General features: G+C 61.8%; 16 protein-coding genes. 9 read left to right on the top strand and 7 right to left on the bottom strand.

Going from position 1 to position 18905, the window contains the following annotated elements; all coding sequences use genetic code 11:
* The first annotated feature begins 39 nt into the window (after positions 1-39).
* Positions 40-573 (top strand): hypothetical protein, encoded by a 534-nt coding sequence (locus IZV00_RS19595; RefSeq protein ID WP_196227544.1) that lies wholly within the window; start codon positions 40-42, stop codon positions 571-573.
* Between the two features lie 520 nt (positions 574-1093).
* Here the strand turns inward: IZV00_RS19595 and IZV00_RS19590 are convergent.
* The 4 genes from IZV00_RS19590 to IZV00_RS19575 form a co-directional block, all read right to left on the bottom strand.
* Positions 1094-1771, bottom strand: a complete 678-nt coding sequence (locus IZV00_RS19590) for a Fe2+-dependent dioxygenase (RefSeq protein WP_196227543.1) — start codon at positions 1769-1771, stop codon at positions 1094-1096.
* 67 nt (positions 1772-1838) lie between these two features.
* Positions 1839-4163 (bottom strand): catecholate siderophore receptor Fiu, encoded by a 2325-nt coding sequence (locus tag IZV00_RS19585; protein WP_196227542.1) that lies wholly within the window; start codon positions 4161-4163, stop codon positions 1839-1841.
* Positions 4164-4430: 267 nt separating this feature from the next.
* Entirely contained in the window at positions 4431-4862 is a 432-nt protein-coding gene (locus tag IZV00_RS19580; protein WP_230463497.1) for a thermonuclease family protein, read from the bottom strand.
* A 429-nt stretch (positions 4863-5291) separates the two neighbouring features.
* Complete coding sequence (locus IZV00_RS19575; RefSeq protein ID WP_099185154.1) at positions 5292-5669, bottom strand: hypothetical protein; 378 nt, start codon at positions 5667-5669, stop codon at positions 5292-5294.
* 757 nt (positions 5670-6426) lie between these two features.
* Between IZV00_RS19575 and IZV00_RS19570 the strand changes: the two genes are divergently transcribed.
* A complete protein-coding gene (locus tag IZV00_RS19570) occupies positions 6427-6942 on the top strand; it encodes a MucR family transcriptional regulator (RefSeq protein WP_082165919.1) in 516 nt (171 codons plus the stop codon).
* 199 nt (positions 6943-7141) lie between these two features.
* On the opposite strand, the gene IZV00_RS19565 is transcribed toward IZV00_RS19570, so the two are convergent.
* Positions 7142-7777, bottom strand: coding sequence for an acyl-homoserine-lactone synthase (locus tag IZV00_RS19565; protein ID WP_048574867.1), 636 nt, complete (start codon positions 7775-7777; stop codon positions 7142-7144).
* 769 nt (positions 7778-8546) lie between these two features.
* Between IZV00_RS19565 and IZV00_RS19560 the strand changes: the two genes are divergently transcribed.
* Together IZV00_RS19560 and IZV00_RS19555 are read left to right on the top strand one after the other, a co-directional pair.
* Positions 8547-8954 (top strand): response regulator, encoded by a 408-nt coding sequence (locus IZV00_RS19560; protein ID WP_048574866.1) that lies wholly within the window; start codon positions 8547-8549, stop codon positions 8952-8954.
* Entirely contained in the window at positions 8947-10824 is a 1878-nt protein-coding gene (locus IZV00_RS19555) for a sensor histidine kinase (RefSeq protein WP_082165917.1), read from the top strand. Before IZV00_RS19560 ends, IZV00_RS19555 begins: the two co-directional genes overlap by 8 nt.
* On the opposite strand, the gene IZV00_RS19550 is transcribed toward IZV00_RS19555, so the two are convergent.
* Together IZV00_RS19550 and IZV00_RS19545 are read right to left on the bottom strand one after the other, a co-directional pair.
* Complete coding sequence (locus tag IZV00_RS19550) at positions 10788-11960, bottom strand: hypothetical protein (RefSeq protein ID WP_048574864.1); 1173 nt, start codon at positions 11958-11960, stop codon at positions 10788-10790. The two genes, IZV00_RS19555 and IZV00_RS19550, sit on opposite strands and share 37 nt — an antisense overlap.
* Positions 11957-13018 (bottom strand): EAL domain-containing protein, encoded by a 1062-nt coding sequence (locus tag IZV00_RS19545; protein WP_048574863.1) that lies wholly within the window; start codon positions 13016-13018, stop codon positions 11957-11959. Before IZV00_RS19545 ends, IZV00_RS19550 begins: the two co-directional genes overlap by 4 nt.
* Before the next feature lie 343 nt (positions 13019-13361).
* On the opposite strand from IZV00_RS19545, the gene cpaB reads away from it, so the two are divergent.
* From cpaB to IZV00_RS19520, 5 genes are read left to right on the top strand one after another with little or no spacing between them, the layout of a single operon-like run.
* Complete coding sequence (cpaB, locus tag IZV00_RS19540; RefSeq protein WP_196227541.1) at positions 13362-14276, top strand: Flp pilus assembly protein CpaB; 915 nt, start codon at positions 13362-13364, stop codon at positions 14274-14276.
* Complete coding sequence (locus IZV00_RS19535) at positions 14273-15490, top strand: type II and III secretion system protein family protein (RefSeq protein WP_196227540.1); 1218 nt, start codon at positions 14273-14275, stop codon at positions 15488-15490. Before cpaB ends, IZV00_RS19535 begins: the two co-directional genes overlap by 4 nt.
* 1 nt (position 15491) lies before the next feature.
* A complete protein-coding gene (locus IZV00_RS19530; protein ID WP_044663494.1) occupies positions 15492-16661 on the top strand; it encodes an AAA family ATPase in 1170 nt (389 codons plus the stop codon).
* On the top strand, positions 16658-18004 hold the full coding sequence (locus IZV00_RS19525) for a CpaF family protein (RefSeq protein ID WP_044663495.1): 1347 nt from the start codon (positions 16658-16660) through the stop codon (positions 18002-18004). The genes IZV00_RS19530 and IZV00_RS19525 overlap by 4 nt, the downstream gene beginning before the upstream one ends.
* The gene (locus IZV00_RS19520) at positions 17998-18900 is read left to right on the top strand and encodes a type II secretion system F family protein (protein ID WP_196227539.1); all 903 of its coding nucleotides are present in this window, start codon (positions 17998-18000) and stop codon (positions 18898-18900) included. Before IZV00_RS19525 ends, IZV00_RS19520 begins: the two co-directional genes overlap by 7 nt.
* Positions 18901-18905 lie beyond the last annotated feature (5 nt).

Below are 18905 nucleotides of genomic sequence, written 5' to 3'. Positions count from 1 at the left end.
AGATCCCTCCAGCACCCATCAACATTGATAAGGATTCGCATGTCTCTGATCTACGTTACACCTCGACCATTCCTTGTCTACTATTTGATAGTGTTTTGCATTGCCATGCATCCGATGGCAGGATATGCGACGAAAGGCCCGCTCATGGACCGCGTCGAGTATCCGCAGGCCTGCCACGCAGCACTCCTGAGAGCTCCGCCGTGGATCGGCCGGCTGTCTCATCAGGACAGTGACAGACAAATGAGGACTTCTGTGGAACCCACACATTGGCAGCTGGAACTGGCGCAGGCCGACATGGAGATGGCGGCAGATGAACGGGAACGGGCTTTGAGCGACATTTGCTGCCTGGTTCGCAGACATGAGATCAGGTTGCGGGAATTGATCAGTCATCTCCTGCAGGATGGCGATGGCTCTCAAAGATCCTCGACTGTGGAAAAAAGCGACTCGATCAATACCAAGGCAAGTCCTGTAGAAGACATTCACTGCTCGTTACTGGCGCATGTCGCTTTTGCGTCAAAGATTTTACGGATCCCGGAAAACAGGACGATGGCTGAGGCAATCAATGACCATTGACGCGTCACCTGATGCTGGTGAGGATTGGGACAGTTCCGGGGCAGCTCTCACCATGATGAATGGTCGTTCATGCGTGTCGCCGACCTGCACGCCTCAAGCAGGGGGACCGGTCTCCGCCTGCCCTGGCTCAACATGATGCCGCTCCCATCCACACATACGGCCCAAGCCTTTTGCCAGGAGAACAGGGATCTTGATGCCCGACTACCGCGAACATGGATGGCCAATGCCCCCACATCTTCCTGCGGATGAAGAATGCTCAGGCTCGCACAGGCCCCAAAGCAGGCGCCATCCCGCCCATGCGTTGCTCCGGGCGGACGATTATGCCCCGGACCATTCGCCGGACCTCGCCGAGAGGTGTGAAAGACTGGTGCAGCGGGTTTCGCGCTGGAGTGGACCTGTGCTCCTTGGCCTTGCCTTCCTGGGCCTGGGATGGCTGGTGACGCGGGGCTGAGTTGGCGGCGCACGGCGCGTCAGCCATTCTTCCTGTCCGTTAATCGGAACGCGCCGCCGGACCGCAGGTTCAGGTTTCGGACCAGAGGCGCAGCAGATTGTGATAGACACTGGTAAGCTGCAGCACTGCATCCTCGTCGGCGCCATCGAGGGTCAGCTTCTGGATTGATGTGTCGAGTTCGAACAGCATGCGCCGCTGCCGATCATCGCGTATGAGACTCTGTATCCAGAGGAAGGAGGCGAGCCGTTCACCGCGGGTTACAGGCTCAACGCGATGAAGACTGCTCGAAGGATAGATGATCGCATCGCCCGCGGGAAGCGCCACGCTATGCTCGCCATAAGTGTCGCTGATGATCAGCCGGCCGCCATCATAGTCATCGGGATCGCTCAGAAACAGGGTGCAGGAGATATCCGAGCGCAATTGCTCTTCCTCGCCGAGGCTCATCACGGCGCCGTCGATGTGAAAACCATATTCCCCGCCACCGGCATAGCGGTTGAAGCGCGGCGGCAGGATCTTGCGCGGCAAGGCCGCGGCGAAGAAAAGCGGGGTCCGCCTGAACGCGGCAAGTACCGCCTGGCCAAGTTCAGCCCTCAGCGGCGATGCGTCAGGCAGCTGCTGGTTATGCTTGACCCTGGCCCCCTGCGGGCCAACCGTCTCGAGACCGTCTGTCCAATCGCTCGCATCCAGCCTGCGACGAAATTCCGCCACTTCCTCACCTGTCAGAACATCGGGAATGTGCAGCAACATGGAAGCGTCCGATACATCAAGAAATGGCGGGGGATATCCCCCGCCATTGTCTTTTGCCCTACAGGAATCAGAAACGGAAGTCGGCGCTGAACAGGAAGGTCTGCGCCTGACCAGGCGTGTAGCGGTACCCGCTCTTGTTGATTGCCACGACATACTCCTTGTCGAACAGGTTATAGGCGTTCACGCGCAGCTTGACGTTGTCCGTCAGCGCATAGGACAAGATCGCGTCCACAACCGTATATCCTTCGGTCCGCTCCGGAGTGCCCACCGCGCCATCGGTGCCGCGATGCAGGCCGCTGACATAACGGACGCCGCCGCCGACCTCCAGCCCGAAGGGCATGCGATAGGTGGTCCAGGACGTGAAGCTGTCGTCGGGCGCGTAGGTCAGATTATAGCTGCCGTCGACCGCGATTGCTGAGCCGTTCGTAACCTTGGTCTTCTGATGGCTATAACCGGCCGATATCGTCCAGTCCTCGGTGATATTGCCGACCACCGAGAGTTCCACACCCCTCACCCGCTTCGACCCGCTCTGCACGTCGGAAGGATCGGACCCGTTGATCTCGTTGAGGACCTTGGTCTGGAACACCGCGGCGTTGACAGCCAACATGCCGTTCAGCGCGGACCATTTGACGCCGGCCTCGATGGTCTTGGCCTTTTGCGGATCGAGATTGGGATTGTTGGCGCTATCGCCCGTCGCGAGCGTGAAATTGTCGCCGCCCGGCGGCTGCTGCGAGAGAGCATAGTTCACGTAGAGGCTAAGCGGTTCTGCCGGCTTGAAGACCGCGCCCAGCTTCCAGTTGAAGAGCGTGTCGCTCGCGCTCAGATCGGCCGTCGTGACGATGGAATCGATCGGCTGACCGCCGCAGGGGACGGCTCCGCGGCCCGTGCCGTTGTTGCACAGCGCCGTGCTGGTGTAGCTGGTCTTGTAGTGATCGACGCGCACCCCGCCCGTCACCAACAGCTGGCCATCAAAGAATTTCGCGGTGTCGAACGCATAAAATGCCTGCGTGTTGGTCTTGCCCCGCGAAAGAGCGCCATTGCGCGCATAGCCAAATGCGCTCGTGTCGTTCCAGTTGGGATTGTAGAGATTGGCGACAGGCAGCGCGCCCGTCGTGCTGTTGCCGTAGATCACCTGCTTTTCACCCGTGATCTCCACGCCGACGCTCAGGCTGTGCTCCACAGAACCGGTCGCAAAATCCGCACGCAGATTGAGCTGGTCGGTCAGGATGCGGTTCCTTGCGTCCCTGATCGTGGGATTGCCGCGGGTCATCACATAGGTGGACAGGTCCGCAGGATCGCCAGCCGTGATATTGGCTCCCGTCGACATGAAGGCCGTGAGCAGATAATCCTGCTCCGTTTCGCCCCAGCGGGCGATGTTCGTCAGTTTCACGCTATCGGAAAAATCATGTTCGAGGATCAGTGACGCCATTTTCGCCGTGACATTGTCATGGTCGCGCCGCGTGCCGTAAAAATTCGTCGAATCAACCGGATGTCCGACCAGCGGCTCCAGCCCCGCCTGCGGCTGCCAGCCTTTGACGCCGATCGTGGGGACATTGCCGTCCGGGATATTGTCCTGATCGACATAAAGGAAATTGAGGAAGGCGCGGGTCTCTGTTCCAAGCCCCAGCCCCAGCGACGACGCCAGCCCCAGTCGCTTGTTGTTCACATGATCACGGCCAGCAACATCGCTGTCCTGCCAGACCGCGTTCAGGCGAAAGGCCGCGTTGGGCAGCGCCTCGATCGGCTGGTTGATATCGGCGGTCGCTCGCGTCTGGCCGTCAACGCCAACTGAAACGGCGCCCGCCAGCAACGCCTCCTGGGAAGCCCGCTTGCTGACCATGTTGATGGCGCCGGTTGGCGCGGTACGGCCATTGTCGGTCCCGGCAGGACCTTTCGTCACCTCGACCTGCTCGGTGTTGAAGATATCGCGGGCGATCGAGCCCAGGTCACGCACACCGTCAACAAAGATGCTGTTCGAGGTGTCGAAGCCACGCATGCGGATCGCGTCCCCGGTCGTCGTGTTTCCATTTTCGCCGGCATAGAAAGTGCCCACGCCAGGGCTGTTGCGCAGGGCTTCCGTCAGCGTCGTCGCGCCCTGCTGGTTGAACAGCTCCTTGCTGATCACCTGAATGGTCTGCGGTGTATCCTGCAAAGGCTGGGTAAATTTGGGTGACGAAACGCGATCGACCTTGATGCCTTGCTCGTCGAGCGCCGTCTCAGTGACGGTGACGCCGCCAAGCCGGGCGGCGGGCGCTTCCTGGGCGCCGGAATCCTGGGCCATGGCTGGCGATGCTGCAAGGCCAAAACAGCTCAGCGCAAGATAGGTTGGAGCGGCGGACGCCAGCGATGCGCGGAGACGCGACAAGGACATGCAATAACCCCCTTCGGACATGGATTGGAAACAGATGCGCCGCTAATGCGAGCTATTTGCATCTAATGCAACCCCCCTAATCTCCCGTCGCGAATGCTCGTCCGATCCTTGCCGATTGTTATTTCCAAGCGCGCTGAACGAACTTTTCAGGGCGTACTGCTGCGCGAAGCATCGATGCGGCACCGCATGAACCGCCCTTCTCATGGCAAGCCGCTTGCCGATCACTGCAATAAGATGGCAACAAGGCCGTGCCTGAGGCGGGCTCAACCATGCCTTCCCCGCTCAATGTCACGGCCCGCAAAGAAGGGCGCCATAGCGCTCGACAGCGAAGCCGCCCTGCACCTGCGCACAGGACAAATCCCGCCCCTGCACGGCGCATCGTGCGACCGTCCGCCCATAATGGTCGGTGTCAATCTGGCGGCAGGAAACCGCCTGTCCCACCACCAGCGATCGGAGATTGCCTGTGCTTGCATAGGGGTCCCCGGGCGTGCAAGCGCGGCCGGGCCGGCAATGGCCCGGCAGCTCCGGCGCATCGATCGAGGATAGGCGAATGCGCCTCGCGCCGCACCGTAATGTGTCGCCGTCCAGAACCTGTGGGCTGACGCACCCCACCTCTGACGTCGGGTCATGACCGGTCAAAGACCAGTCAGGCAGCCTGCCTTCGAGTTGAGTGACAACCAGGCCTATGGCAAGGCCCGCGATAATCGCTGGTGCGACCAAAGAAAGTACCCCGCGGCTCCTGGCGCCCTGCTTGCTCCGGCGGCGACGAAAGGGCCTGACTTTGGCATGCCGCCGTCTGGGCGGAGCTCCCAGCATCCTGCGGAAATCGAAATCATTCTTCATGAGGGTCTTATCTACACGCTGCCGCCGTCTGTCATCCAGTCCGTGGCAAGACCCGATGATCGCTCATTGGCGCGTCCACATGAGGCTCAACTCGGCCCATCCTCTGACAGTCTGCAGGCAATCTGCCCGGTGTGGCCAACAGGTCGACATCCAGTCGGCGTTTCCGGCTCGTAAGATGACAGCTCGTTCGCTTGCGACAAGCAGACGCCGCGATTTCCAGTCAGGGCGATGGCGCCTGAGCAGGCATCATCCGGGTCAGGCAGCCTCCGCCGACGCCATAGTCTGGCCCGGCAGTTTGCACATCTTTCAGCGGCGGTGATTACGCACATTCGAGGCCGGGCCGACGACCCGCGCCCGCATCTTCCAAGCCTTCATGTCGATAATCTCGCAGCCGGACGCGGAAATCGCCTTTCGAGCCGCCGACCCTTCCTCATCAATCGCTACCAATCCTAACCAGGCTTTGCGCGCCAGCCCTATCACACTCAACACCGCAACGATTGCACTGCAATCGCGGCACCAATCCAACAGATCGCAGGTCCCAGGAACGATCGAAACCGATTGGCCCAACTCCAGAACCGCACGAAACAGGACGAGCCTCTCGCCAACGCGCAATAGTCCCGCGTCCCCATAGGCGACCCATGTGACAAGGGTCAGAAACGAAAATGCGAGAAGCTGCAAAAGCATGATGGACAAGGTCGAAGGCGCCGGTACGTCAAAAAGCCAGATGCCCGCCCCTGCCCCGGCTACGCCGACCCAGCAAAAGGGCCTGGCAAAAGATGCAGCGATATTCCGTCTCACAAGCAATCCACGCCAACGAGGTTATGCCTATCCGAAACCGGCCCTTCGATCCTGCAAAGCATGTCAGCCGCGATCTCCGCCAAGCCATGTCCGCCTTGGCCGTCCCGCCGAGAACTCCTGCAGCATCACGGCGGATCAATGCATGCCAACTCTGATTTCGGCTGCCCCGAACCGCAAATCAACATGTATCCAGGTTCCGCCCCGACGCCGCCAGAATCGCGCCTGTCTCGCATTTGAAGAGCTTTCTGACCTCCGACACACCGGCCATCGATCAATCGATTCTTTACCAGGACTTGCCATTGTCGCTTCCGCTTGTCCACCCGCAGCATAGGCGTTGCGGACAGCGATGGGGATGAAGCGAAAGCTGCAAGATGCAAGAATTCGATTCGAAGGAATTAACGGGCAGCCCCGCGATGCATCGTGCGGCTATCGAGACGGCGCAAACACCCTTTAGTTTACGCCCCTCTTGCAACCCATTAAAAAGTCTTCAAATATCTGTGCGGATCGCGGCGGCGAGCATGTCGTTAGATATATATCTCTGTGCTTAATTATATGTTAATAAATGGTTTGCAAGATGGGGTCAGCATCGTTATCTTGCATTCGTTGATTCTATATTTCGACTGCGAAGAAGTTGGGGCGCAAAATGGTAAGTATCGATGACGAAAAAGGCTCTCTCGTATCACTGACTGCTAATATCGTGTCGGCAAATGTTTCCAACAACCCCATGGCCGTTGGAGACCTGTGCGAAATGATCAAAAGTGTTCATTCGGCCTTGTCCAAGCTGGAATCTCCGGAAGAAGAGAAAACCGCGAAGCGTGATCCTGCCGTTCCTATCCGTTCCTCCATCAAGGAGGACTATATTGTTTGCCTCGAAGACGGCAAGAAGCTGAAGACGCTCAAGCGTTACCTCAGGGCCCGATATCAGATGACCCCGGAGGAATATCGCGCCAAATGGGGACTGCCCGCCGACTATCCCATGGCTGCGCCGAGCTACACGAATCAGCGACGGGAACTCGCCCACAAGATCGGCCTGGGCCTTCGGGCCGAGCCAAAGGGGAAGCGGACCGCAACCAAGCTGCCCTCGCCGGTGGAAAAGGATGCTCCCAAGCCCCCTGCTACGTCTTCCCGCCGTAAATCAGGGCGTGCGGCGAAAGTCTAGGCGCAAGGATTTTCGTTCCGATCCCAAGGGCCTCCCAGAGCCAGCGTTCTGAGAGGCCCACAGCCACCGCAAGAACCAGGAAATTCGACGGCCCTTGCTGGGCGCCCGAGCCTGTGGCGCTTTAGCCCAAAATCCTGTTCTTTTCCTTTTGGTGCCGCTCATCGGATCCGATCCAATGAGCCACGCTGCCAGCCTTGATTCAGGCCGCCAGCGAGTCAAACAGGCTCGCCTGATTGTCCCTTTCGACGATCTCCAATTTACCCGGGACATAACAGCCCGCCGCTCTCAAGCCGCCGACCGTGCTGGCGTCGATATGAACCTGGAACGCACCCAGCAATGTGTCCCCCACCGGGCGCCCCAATCCCAGCGGCTCACAATCCCAGCCCATGGACATGAGCTGCCGGGACCAAACCAATTCCATCACCGTCGTATAGGCCGTGATACCCGTTAACAGCCCATATTCCACAAGCGCGCTCGCCAATTGACGGCTGACCATCCGCCGCTCGCGCAGGCGCAGGCCTGGCGAGATACACAGCTGCGTTACCTCCCGAATGGAAAGTCCGCTGGGCGCAGGCGTGTCACACAGGTCTGGAAATACAGAACCCAATATGTGAGGCCGATCCGTCCGCAGCAACCGCAAAGATCCCATGCGTCTATTCGTCAGGGGATCGCGTACCACCAGATATTCGGCGAATTTGTCGTCATACTCATCTGGGTCGAAGGGAAGCTCGGTTATCGCATCGACCGGAACGAGATCGCACGAAGCGCTATCTCTTTGCCAGCAGTTGGCGCAGGCGGCAGGCAGAGCCTTTCTGTCGCAGACGATGTTGACCAATCGTGGCGCAGCAATTTCTGCACTGCTGCCACCGGAAGATAGCCCAATAGGGCGATTAGCACTTCCCATCCGCCTCACTCGCTAAAATTCATGAGAAAATCAGCGCTCCGCGGTCGGTCACGCCCATCTGTCGTTCGTCTTGAAGGCAAAAGAACCAGCGCACCGTCCGCTCGAATAGCCCGCCTTCCAATTGCTTCTTCATCCTTCAAACCGGCCTCGTCGCGTCCAACCCGCACGTGTCCGGCACATGGTTAAGAGGTCGTCCTGGTCCCGATACAATTCCGACAGCCTTGATCTTCAACAGAAATTCTTTGCTCGAGATAGCCTCCCGCCCCCTATCGCCAACCGGCTCGAGAGGACAAGGCGAAAACGGTCCCAAGAGGAAATTAACCCAGGATAGCCATGGTCAACCTTAACCTTGCATAAACGAGCCGCAGCTGATGGCCGGTCAGCACACCCGATTCACCCCAGCTCGCCCATTATTGCCAGCACTATGCCCGTTCCTTGCCGATCTTATGCACATCGTGCCAGCCGCAGCTCCGGATCCGACTTCTCGCTCAGCATATCGAGAATCCCATAACTTTTAGAGCATGGTTCGTCTGCCAGGCTTTCCCTTCCCGGGCGCGGCAATCTGCGCGCGCGACCGCCCTCTTCCATTGCGTCGAGACGCTACGGCAACCCGCAATGACGGGGAGATGTGATTGTAAACGCGCGTCACTTTGCCCTAGACGATGGCACGGATGGTTCGGCCTTCGCAAAGGATCGGAATATGAATGAGACCCTGCCGCACGAAGCATTGGTGCTCATCATCGATGACGTGCCGGAGATCGTCGATGAGCTTGTCACCATGCTTTCGCTTCTTGATATCCCTGCCATTGGGGCCGGATCCTTGCCGGCCGCCATGGCGGCGCTCGAAAGCGCGCCCTTACTCAGGGCGATTGCTTGCGATGTCAGGCTTGCAAGAGAATCGGGATTGGAAATCCTCGAGCTTATTGCCCGACATCCGCACCTATCCACCCGTGCCTACGGTTTCGTGTTCATGACCGGAGATTCCATGCGGCCGGAGGTCACCCTCGCGCACAAAGAATATCATCTGCTCTCAAAGCCGGTGCAACCACGCGCGTTCATCGAGATTTTGCAGCGAATGCTGGCTGCCCCGGACGCTTCGAATGCTTGAGCGGTTTCAGCATTTAACTGGTGGCAACCTCGCGGCTCTTCCTGGACGCCGCGCGTCCATATGTCTGGCAGTCATTCTCATTGCAACGCTGAGCCTGACACCCATATTCGGCCGGGCGCCCGCCGCTACGCTGGTGTTTTTCCTGGCCTGGCTCCTCAAACGCCACTGGGCGCTGCCGCGGATGCTGCTGATCTTCGCGGCCTTTGCGCTCGCGCACATGCAATGGGCAGGCGGCCTCCAGGCCCTGGCCGCGGCCTGCGTTTTTCTGGTGGCCCACGGATTGCGTAAATGGGTTCGCCAATCCGCCGATGCGACCCTCCTGGCGTGCTGCCTGATTTTTCCAGTCATCCTCGTCGCAGGCTGGGCGCCACTCGAAGAGGCGCTGCGTTGGGCGGCTGGTTTCGCACTGGGAGCGGCCGTGGCGGATCTGGCTGTCGCTGCGGCCTTGCAAGACAAGCGCATTTCGCCTGACGGGGAGACGGCCTATCTCGCGCCGATCGCTGCTCTTGCCGCCATCATCAACATCCTCACCATTGTCATCCTCGACATAATGGTCGGCGCCCTGGCGAGATCGGTCGATGACAAGCTTGCCCTCACCTTCGCCTTCATCGGCGAGCGTCTGACCCTCCCGGCATTTTTGATCCTGGCCCTCTTGCTCCAGCTGTACAGCCGCCAGCTCGCGCGCGCGCTGGAGGCAAGAGCAGAGGTTACGCCCGCCTCGCTCCTGCCCGGAGAGAATGCCGCAGGGAACGCGGTCGCACAGGATAGCGGATCGGTGGCTTATGAGGAAAATCGCGGCGCCTTGGTGGACGCCTCCGGGACGCCCGCCTTCCGATCAATTTCGGGCATTTGCTTCGATGCGCACGCGGGAAGGCTCGTTTTTTGCGAAGACGCTGCCTCACACCCAGGCAGCCTGCAGATTCATCCCGCCGACGCGAGCCGAGTGATCGAAAGCGTGGGCCGCGGCGACACGATCCTCACATTCCGCGCCAGGACAGGCCCGGATTTTGAGCCAATGCTACTCGCCATGAGCTGCCGGACGGGAAAATGGCGATGGGAATCCGGCATCCTCCTCCACCGCGGCGATCAGCGCCACTATTCCATGGCGCTGGCGCAGCGGGCGCGCCATGCCGACCTTGGCGCGCGCATCATGGCCATCGCCCACGAACTGCGCCAACCGCTGTTTACAATCTCGGTGGCGGCAGAGAGCCAGCGCCTCATGCTCGCCAGAGCGGACAGGTCCGACAGAAGCACAGGCCAGATCGCGGAGCGGGCGGAGCGCATCGCCGAGCAGGTGATCCGCGCCACGGCGATCATCGAGCAGATCCTCAGTTATGGCCGCACCAGCGCAAACTCGGAAGCCGAACTGGACGTGGCAGAAACATTGCGCCGATCCTGCGCGTTTCTGGCTCCCCTGCTGGAAGAGCGCGCGATCGAACTCGATTTCTCGATAGAAGATGGAAGGCACTGCACCATCATGTCGCCGGTCGAGCTGGAGCAGGTTTTCGTCAACGCTCTCCAAAACGCCGCTGACAGCATCGTCAGCAGGCGGCGCGAAGGATGGACCGGAACAGGACGCATCACATGTTCCGTAGCGACTTGCGACGGCCTTGTTTCCTGTATCATAGCGGACAATGGCGCGGGCGTAAGCCCCCGCCATGCCGAGGCCGCCTTCAACGCCTTCTTCTCCACCAAAGCGGATGAAGGGACAGGGCTCGGGCTCTTCATCACGCGCGAGATCATTCTTCGCGCGGGCGGCAATGTGAGCCTTCGCCCCTCCTTGCACGAAGGCGCGCTGCTCGCGATCGAGCTACCCGCAACGGGCCATGCCGATCAGATGTCGTCGCGCGCCAGCCGGATCGTGAACTGAGCGAGGCCATGCTTTTCCGGCGCGCGGCGGAAATCGCCGTCGCCCGCGCGCGCAATCTGCTCGAGCAGCCATAAGGTTGTCTGGTCGATCGGACCGGCAGGGCAAGGCCTTGCGGTCTCATCCTCGCACCAGATAGCAATCACGATGAATGACGGGCTAAGTTCGGCATGGACATGGACGAGACCCTTGATCTTGCTTCCATCGGCCAGCACGAATGTTCCAAATGAACTCAACAGCGCCGCGACCGTCATCATCTCCAGCAGGCCATGCCGCCCGGCAAGGGGATAATCGAGCGCATCGCCGCCCAGGCGCACTCCGACACCGCCATGGCGAACATTCGAGCGCGTGGCGGCCACCGCCTGTTGCAGCGCGCTCTTGACGTTCAGCATCGCCCCTTCCCGGTCGCGGCCAAACCAGCGGAACAGATTGAGAATGGAGGCCGCATGCTCCGTTTGCGCGGCGATCCGGTTCAATCTTTCGTCAAGTTGCGCTCGCTGCGCAGGCGGCATCTCCAGACTTTCCATGATATAGCCCAGATTGCCGTTAGCCATGGAGATGACGTTGAGCGGTTGCGCCAGGTCATGAAGCATGCCGCTGGTCACCCGCCCCAGAAGGAGATCTCGCGAGACGTCAAGAACGCTCATGTCCCTGGCTACGGGGAAGCCGCCATTGGACAATGCAAGCTGTCTCACCAATGCAGCGCCCAAGGCCCCAGCAAGGACGTTGCCCAGAGCGATCAGGGCTGCGGCATGGTCCGGCCCCACGCTGACCGACAGGCAAATGGATGCCATGGCGCCCCCAAGGCAGATCGCCCACACGGGCCGCGGCAGGAACACGGCCGCAGGCATCCTCCTGTAGGGCAGGAGTGCCCCCATCAGGAGCATGGCCACAAGGAACCAGTGATGGCCTGGCGCGCGAGCGACCAGGCCCATGATCATGAGTAAACCAAGGCACGCAATACCGATCAGCGGCCAAAGCCGGCGGCGAAGCGCCATCAAGGCTCCCGCGCATGCCGCCCCGAGCGGCGTCAGGGCAGGGAGGAACTGCGCCGTGCCCGCAATGCCAACAACGGAAAAGGTCAGGACGGGCAGATAGACGCCGCGCGGTGCGCCCCATGTTCGCAGCTCATCCCTCACAAGATCACATCGCGCAGCGGCGCGCCCCAATAGGCTCCCAATCCCTGATCGGCGCCCGTGTCGCGAGCATCCCGCAGGTCCGCCTCCGAATCGATCCGTCCGATTGTCGTCCTGATGCCCCGCTGCCGGCACAACGCCACGATTTCACGCTGTAGCGCGCGTTCCTCCCCAGGCGGCAGGGCGGCGCCGCAGCCATCCAGCCTGATCTCGCTCAGCGAAAGCATGGTCCACGGCTCCCAACTCTCAGCGGCTTCACCGCGCCTGCCCAGCGCGACATGGAATCCAGCTGCCGCGCAGCGCTCCGCCGCCTCGCTCAGGTCCAAGGCACGAAGCGTGCTTGTGGCGAGCGCGACGTCCACAAGAAGGCCACCGGGATCCACCCGCGCATATCTCGTGAGCAGCTGCATTTCGCGAACAAATTGCGCGTCGGCGAAAATGGCCGCCGAGCAGGAAAAGGCAACCGGCACCTTCGCTCGCGCCCTGGCAAGGCGACCGGCAAGGCCAAGGGCCGCCTCTGCCGCCCAGATGGTCCCTGCAAAGCTGTCATGATCCGGCGAGGCGCCTGCGCCCTCCTGCCATGCCACTGCTTCATAGCCGACAACAGCATCCCCCCTCAGCGCATGCTTCGTCCGGAATATGAACCGTCCGGGCATTCGAACCGGGCCGTCCCCGGCCCGCTGGCCCACAGAACCATCGCTCCCATTCCCGTAATTCCGGAGAAAGGCAGCGACGCGAACCGGCGTCAACGGCTTCATCAGCGTTCCGATGACGCGAAGGCCGCCAACGTTCCTCACGGCAGGGATATCGGTTCCGTCATCCACCAGAAGGATGGCCCATGACACGCCTCTTGCAGCGGCGATCGCAAGATGCGTCTCCCAATCTCCCTGGTCAGCGGTATCCACCATGACCAGATCAAAGCAACGGTCTTCGGTCCACGCTTCCCACGCCGTTGCGCTATGGCCCAGAAGGCGCAGGAATTCCGCGAGTTCGACAGCCGCCGCCCCGTCATCGATCATCAGGAGGATATCAAGCCCGCTTTTCAGAAAAATGGCCTTCAATGCTCAGGTTTAGAGGGATGTCCAAGCCGTGACCTTGAAAAGCCCCAGCTTGCAACAGGAACGGCATGAATGCTCCCCAATACCCATTTTCATGTCCCGAACGTCAAGGATTGGGAAACGGTCATATAGCATCCGGACGCAATCATGCTTTCTATATACGCAACTCCCATGGAATGACCGTCATTTTTGCGCAATTCCGGCGTTACAATCAAAATGGTTCCATCTCCATTCCCTGATTCTGCGCTGAACGGTTACTTAACCGTGCTGAACGGCGACCGTTCTATTGATTCGTAATATTCATGCCCGTCGGGCGGATTTTTGCGTATGCGCAAAGGGGGGCCGAATGCGCCTGGGAATGCGGGCTAGAGTGACGGTTTTCGTCGGGCTGATGGTTGCGGCCTGTTTTCTGGTCCTCGGCATCAGGGAGCTGACGCGCACACCGCCGTCTCCGGCACAGGCTGCCAGTCCGTCCCGCCAAGCTGCGGCAACGGCGCCGTCGCCTGTATTTCTCTCGGCCGTGCGGCCCATCAGGACCGGAGAGACAATCACCGCGGACATGGTCCGCAACAGGCCAGGCGATCCGCAGCGCTATCCCTATGCCGCGACAGCCCCCGAAGTGATCGGCAAGGTCGCCACGCGTGACATCGCAGCCAACATGCTTGTGGCGCGCGACGCAGTGGGCGCTGAGACGAAGCTGGCTATCCGGGTGCCCATCGGCATGCGCGCGGTCAGCATCGACACCACCGCCGAAATCGCGGTGGCCGGGCTGGTAAGGCCAGGAGACCGCGTCGATGTCCAGGTGATCTATCCGGGCGCCGACGCCATCAGCGGCGCACGCGGGATGGGCCGAAGCCGCGCCGAAACGCTCCTCCAGATGGTTCAGGTCCTCGCTGTCGGCGAGCTTGTGGTCGGGACAAACCAGAAGACCGGCCCCGACGGCCAGCAGAGCACGCCGCAGCCTCCCGCCCGCACCGTCACCCTTGCCCTCACGCCCGAACAGGTCTCGACCCTGTCGCTCGCCAAGAGCACGGGAGGCCTCTATCTTTCGCTTCGCAATCCCATCGATGATCAGAAGGTCGCCGTGGCCGCGATGACCTCCAGGCCCTCGCTCGCCGCACCGGGCGAGCGCGACGCGACAGCACCGCCACCGCGCGCTGCCGCGCAGCCCAAACGCGCTGCGCGGCAGCCGTCGCACGCCATCGAACTGCTCGTGGGAGACCGCCGCGAGGTCATCTATTCCGGGAGCACTGCGCGATGAACAACTGGCGTATCGCCGGGCTGATGGCCCTTACCGCTCCCCTGCTGGCCAGCAATTCCGCTTGGGCGCAAGACGGGGAAACGATCTCTGTCCGGCAACAGCGGACCTTCTCCTATCCATCGCCGATCGGCCGCATCGCGATCGAGAAGGAAGGCGTCGTGTCGGTCGCCGCCCCGTCCGCAAAGTCGCTCCGCATCACGGGCATTGGTCCTGGCGAGGTGACGGTCAATGTCTATGGAATCAACGGCCGCCTGATCGCCCAAACGCCTGTAAGCGTGGTCGCAGCTGCCGGTTCGACTGGCGGAGATCTCAAGGCTCTTCCTGCCAGTTTCTCGACCCGCGGCGAGCAGGTGGTCGCGGTCGACGTCCAGTTTGCGGCCATTTCCGCGTCGACCCTCAAGGCCCTTGGTTTCAACTTCTCCAAGCTGAGCGGCGATCTGCAGGGCGCGATCGTCTCGCCCAGCACGTTGAGCAGCTACTCCATGTCGCCCAATCTGTCGCTCGAATCCACAGCGCCCATCCAGAACGCGTTCAATCTTTTCCTTTCCGCGCCCAATCGGGGCATTGGCGCCGTATTGAGCGCGCTCTCCTCCAATGGCCTTTCCCAGCTTCTGGCGCAGCCCACGCTGCTCGTGCGCTCGGGCGAACAGGCAAGCTTCCTTGCGGGCGGCGAATTCCCGGTTCCCGTTCCGCAATCGTCGGGCGGAGCCGGCAGCACCATTTCCATCCAGTACAAGGAATTTGGCGTTCGTCTATCGGTGGCCCCCTTTGTGCTTTCCAAGGATCGCATCGTCCTGAAGATCGCACCAGAGGTGAGCGAGCTCGACTATAATAACGGGGTCCAGCTTCAGGGCTATGTCGTTCCCGGCATCCGACGGCGATCGGCCGAGACCACGGTGGAACTGGGCAGCGGCCAGAGCTTCGTCATTGCAGGCCTGAGCTACAGCAGCAGCAACGTCTCCAAGGAGAAAACACCGCTGCTCGGCGACCTGCCGATACTCGGCGCCTTCTTCAAGCGCCAGCAGACCCAGAAGGAACGGCAGGAACTCATCATCGTCGCCACGCCGCGCCTGGTTGGGCCTGTCGATGCCAAGGATGCGCCGCCGCTGCCGGGAAGCGCCACGGCGTCGGTCGATCCGGGCCTCGCCGACATGGTCACTGGAGCAGATGGCGTTGAACAACATGCCGCCCCCTTCGGCGTGGTGAGGCGCTGACATGGCCGAAATCCTGCTGCTCTCCATCGATCGGATGCTGGCCCAGCGCATTGGCGATGCCATGGGGCAACGCGTTGATGTCAGGATGGTCCAGTCGCTCGACGCCGAGCCTCTCACCCGCCCCGGCGTCATCGTGATGGACCGCTCGGCGCTCCCGTCCGACCGGTCCCTCGCCGCATCGATCAGCGCCGTTGCGGATCAGGCGGCGGGCCGCTCGATCGTGCTTGCGACCGACGAACAGGACAGCGAACAGATACTGCACGCCGTCAGGGCGGGCGCCAAGGATGTGATCGCGCGCGACGCTGAAGGGGCGGAGATCGCCAATGTTCTGTCCCGCCTGCTCAACGCGACGATCGCCCAGCAAAGCACCGGGGGACGGCTCACGCTGGTCCTGGGGGTCGATCAGGAAGCAACCGCCATGGTGGCGAGCGACATGGCGCTCATCCGGAGCGCGGACCGCCAGCCCAGCCTGCTGATCGACTGCTCGCTCCCGACCAGCGCCGCTGCGGCCTATCTCGACCTCGACGTGACCTATGGCCTGGCTTCTGCCATCGCGGACATCGAGCGTCTCGATGCAAGCTTGCTTTCCAGCGCGCTCGCCCGCCACGCGGCCAGCGGTCTTGGACTGCTTACCTTCGATGGCGGCACCGGAGCGGAACCCGCGGGCATCGCCCCTACCGATATCGCGGCGCTCGTCCGGCTGCTGCGGGCCTGCTCGAGCGAAGTCGTCTTTTGCGCGGGGAGCCTTCGTCACGGCGGCCTGCTGCGCGAACTGGCGCTTCTTGCCGACCAGGTCGACATCGTCTGCGCCCAGTCGATCCGCGAACTCGAGGCCGCGCGTCGTCTCCTCGACCGCATCAGCCCCGATCACGCCACGCTCGAGCGGATGCGGCTGCTTGTCTGGGATCATCAGCCAACAGTGCTGCTCGACGGGCGCCGCATGGCCGATGCGCTGGGCACGGGATCCATGATGCCCCTGCCGGTCGATCGCGCGCAAAGCCGCAATGCCCTCAACGCGGGACAGCCGCTCGGGATCGCCCCGGACGGGGGCGCCTATCAGCAGGCCCTTCGCCGGGCCTGTGGCGCTCGGCCTCATCAGGCAAAGGGTGCGCTCGGCGCCATCCAGCAGTTGCGCCGCGGCGTCCTGCGGAAGCTGGAGCGCCGGCCATGAGCCTTCTCACCGAAGAAACCGCTCCCGTCGCGGGAACCCCGGGAACCGCGCGTCCCACGACCATCGCGCCCTCGGCCGCCCAGCGCATGAGCGACAGCTACCAGGCCGCCAAGGCCCAGACCTGCCAACAGGTCATCGAGCAGCTCGAAGCGCGCGGCAATACGGCCGAATCGCTCGAACGCCGCGCCCTGCGCGAAGAAATCGAACTCGTCATCACCAGCAGAAGCCGGCGCGGGCAGCTCGCGCTCAATTCAGCCGAGCGCCTGCTGCTGATCGAGGATGTCGAAGACGAGGTCGTGGGCCTTGGCCCGCTTGCGCCACTGCTGCGCGATCCGACCATCGATGACATTATCGTCAACGGACCCAACGCCATTTACGCCGAACGCGCAGGCCTTCTTGAAAAGGTGGAAACCCGCTTTCGCGATGACGCCCATGTCATGAACATCATCCAGCGAATCGTCGGGCCTATTGGCCGACGCGTCGATGAGGCATCGCCCTATGTCGATGCCCGGCTGCCCGATGGCTCGCGTGTCAACATCGTCATCCCCCCCATTGCGCTTGACGGCCCGCTCCTGTCGATCCGCAAGTTCCGCCTGCAGGCGCGCACGATCGAGGATTTCGTCGAACGGCAGGCCATGAGCGCCGACATGGCGGCCTATCTTGCAGCAGCGGTGCGGTCCCGGCTGAACATTCTCATCTGCGGCGGCACCGGCGCGGGCAAGTCGACGCTTCTCAACATGCTCTCGACCTTCATCGACGATCATGAGCGGCTGATCACGATCGAGGACGCAGCCGAGCTGCAGCTGCGGCAGGAGCATGTCGTCCGCCTGGAAACGCGGGCGCCCAATCATGACGGCAGCCGCGAGGTGAGCGCGCGCGAACTGGTCCGCAACGCGCTGCGCATGCGTCCTGATCGCATCATCCTGGGAGAGGTCCGGGGCGTCGAAGCGGTCGAGATGCTGCAGGCTATGTCGACGGGTCATGACGGCTCGATGGCGACCCTGCACGGCAATACGCCGCGCGATGCCTTCGCCCGGCTGGAGATGCTTCTGGGCTTTGCGGGCCTCCAGAACGACGTTCGCGCGATCCGCCGTTTCATCGCCAACAGCGTTCACATCATCGTCCAGATCCAGCGCCTCGCCAATGGGAGCCGGCGCATCGTCTCGATCGTGGAGGTAACCGGCCTGGAAGGCGAAGCCTATTCGCTCAACGAACTGTTCTGCTTCGACGAGCAGCCTCCCATGTCGGGCAAGGGGGAGTTCCGCACGCTCTCGCCCCGTCCCTTCTTCGCCCATCGCCTCAAGGACTATGTTCCTGGTTCCGTTGGGGAAAGCCTGTGCTGAGCGGCGTCGCCTTCCTGATCCTGGGGCTCCTGGTCCTGGCGGGCATAGGCTATCTCGTCCTGACCGAGCAGCGCCGGAACCAGGCGAGACTGGACCGGCGCCTCAACGGCATTGCCGCGCGGGCGCCGACGGCTTCGCCACTTTTGGCGCCCGTCACGGTGCCCGAGATGCTGGCGCCGTTGCTCGCCCAGGCGCAGGTCGAATTCACGATGCGCGCGCTCGGCATCGCCGCTGGCGTCCTCCTCCTCGTGGCCCTGTTCGCGCTTCTGCTCGCCGGTCCTGTCGTCGCGCTCCTGCTCCTCCTGGCCCCTCCCGCCGTCCTGCTCTTCTGGATCCGGCACAGAGCCTATCAGCGGACATCCGCGCTGATCGAGGCGCTCCCGCATTATATCGATGCCGTTCGCCAGATGCAGACGGTCGGAAGCTCCCTTAGCCAGGCGATCGAGCGCGCGCTTCACGAAGCGCCGGAGATTGTCCGTTCCTTCCTGGGCCCCGTTGCGCGCAAGCTTGAACTGGGCGCTCCGGTTGCCGAAGCGATGCAGCAACAGGCCGACCGGTTGCATATCGCCGAGATTTCCATGCTTGCCGCCGCGATCCGGACCAACAGCCGCTTTGGCGGTTCGATCACGACGATCCTGCAGAACCTGTCGAACATCCTGCGCGAACGCATCCGCATCAAACGCGATCTATTGGCAGCGACCTCCGAAGCCCGGGTCAGCGGACGTGTGCTGATCGCCATACCCTTTGTTGCTGTCGCCGTATTATTCTCCCTCAATCCAACCTATCCGGCTTTCTTCATTCATGATCCGCGAGGACATACGCTCGCACTTGCCGCTGTAGTTCTTCAAGGCTCGGGCGTCATGGTCATGCGTCGCATGATGAGGCTCTCCTTTTGAGCGCG

The organism is Sphingobium sp. Cam5-1, assembly GCF_015693305.1.
GTDB lineage: Bacteria > Pseudomonadota > Alphaproteobacteria > Sphingomonadales > Sphingomonadaceae > Sphingobium.
This window is presented reverse-complemented; position numbering and strand designations above follow the sequence as displayed.

Excerpts from the sequence above, each read along its gene's own strand:
- IZV00_RS19590 (WP_196227543.1), bottom strand. The coding sequence starts at position 1,771 with ATGTTGCTGCACATTCCCGATGTTCTGACAGGTGAGGAAGTGGCGGAA.
- cpaB (WP_196227541.1), top strand. The coding sequence starts at position 13,362 with ATGCGCCTGGGAATGCGGGCTAGAGTGACGGTTTTCGTCGGGCTGATG.
- IZV00_RS19535 (WP_196227540.1), top strand. The coding sequence starts at position 14,273 with ATGAACAACTGGCGTATCGCCGGGCTGATGGCCCTTACCGCTCCCCTG.
- IZV00_RS19560 (WP_048574866.1), top strand. The coding sequence starts at position 8,547 with ATGAATGAGACCCTGCCGCACGAAGCATTGGTGCTCATCATCGATGAC.
- IZV00_RS19585 (WP_196227542.1), bottom strand. The coding sequence starts at position 4,163 with ATGTCCGAAGGGGGTTATTGCATGTCCTTGTCGCGTCTCCGCGCATCG.
- IZV00_RS19575 (WP_099185154.1), bottom strand. The coding sequence starts at position 5,669 with ATGCTTTTGCAGCTTCTCGCATTTTCGTTTCTGACCCTTGTCACATGG.
- IZV00_RS19570 (WP_082165919.1), top strand. The coding sequence starts at position 6,427 with ATGGTAAGTATCGATGACGAAAAAGGCTCTCTCGTATCACTGACTGCT.
- IZV00_RS19595 (WP_196227544.1), top strand. The coding sequence starts at position 40 with ATGTCTCTGATCTACGTTACACCTCGACCATTCCTTGTCTACTATTTG.
- IZV00_RS19555 (WP_082165917.1), top strand. The coding sequence starts at position 8,947 with ATGCTTGAGCGGTTTCAGCATTTAACTGGTGGCAACCTCGCGGCTCTT.
- IZV00_RS19525 (WP_044663495.1), top strand. The coding sequence starts at position 16,658 with ATGAGCCTTCTCACCGAAGAAACCGCTCCCGTCGCGGGAACCCCGGGA.
- IZV00_RS19530 (WP_044663494.1), top strand. The coding sequence starts at position 15,492 with ATGGCCGAAATCCTGCTGCTCTCCATCGATCGGATGCTGGCCCAGCGC.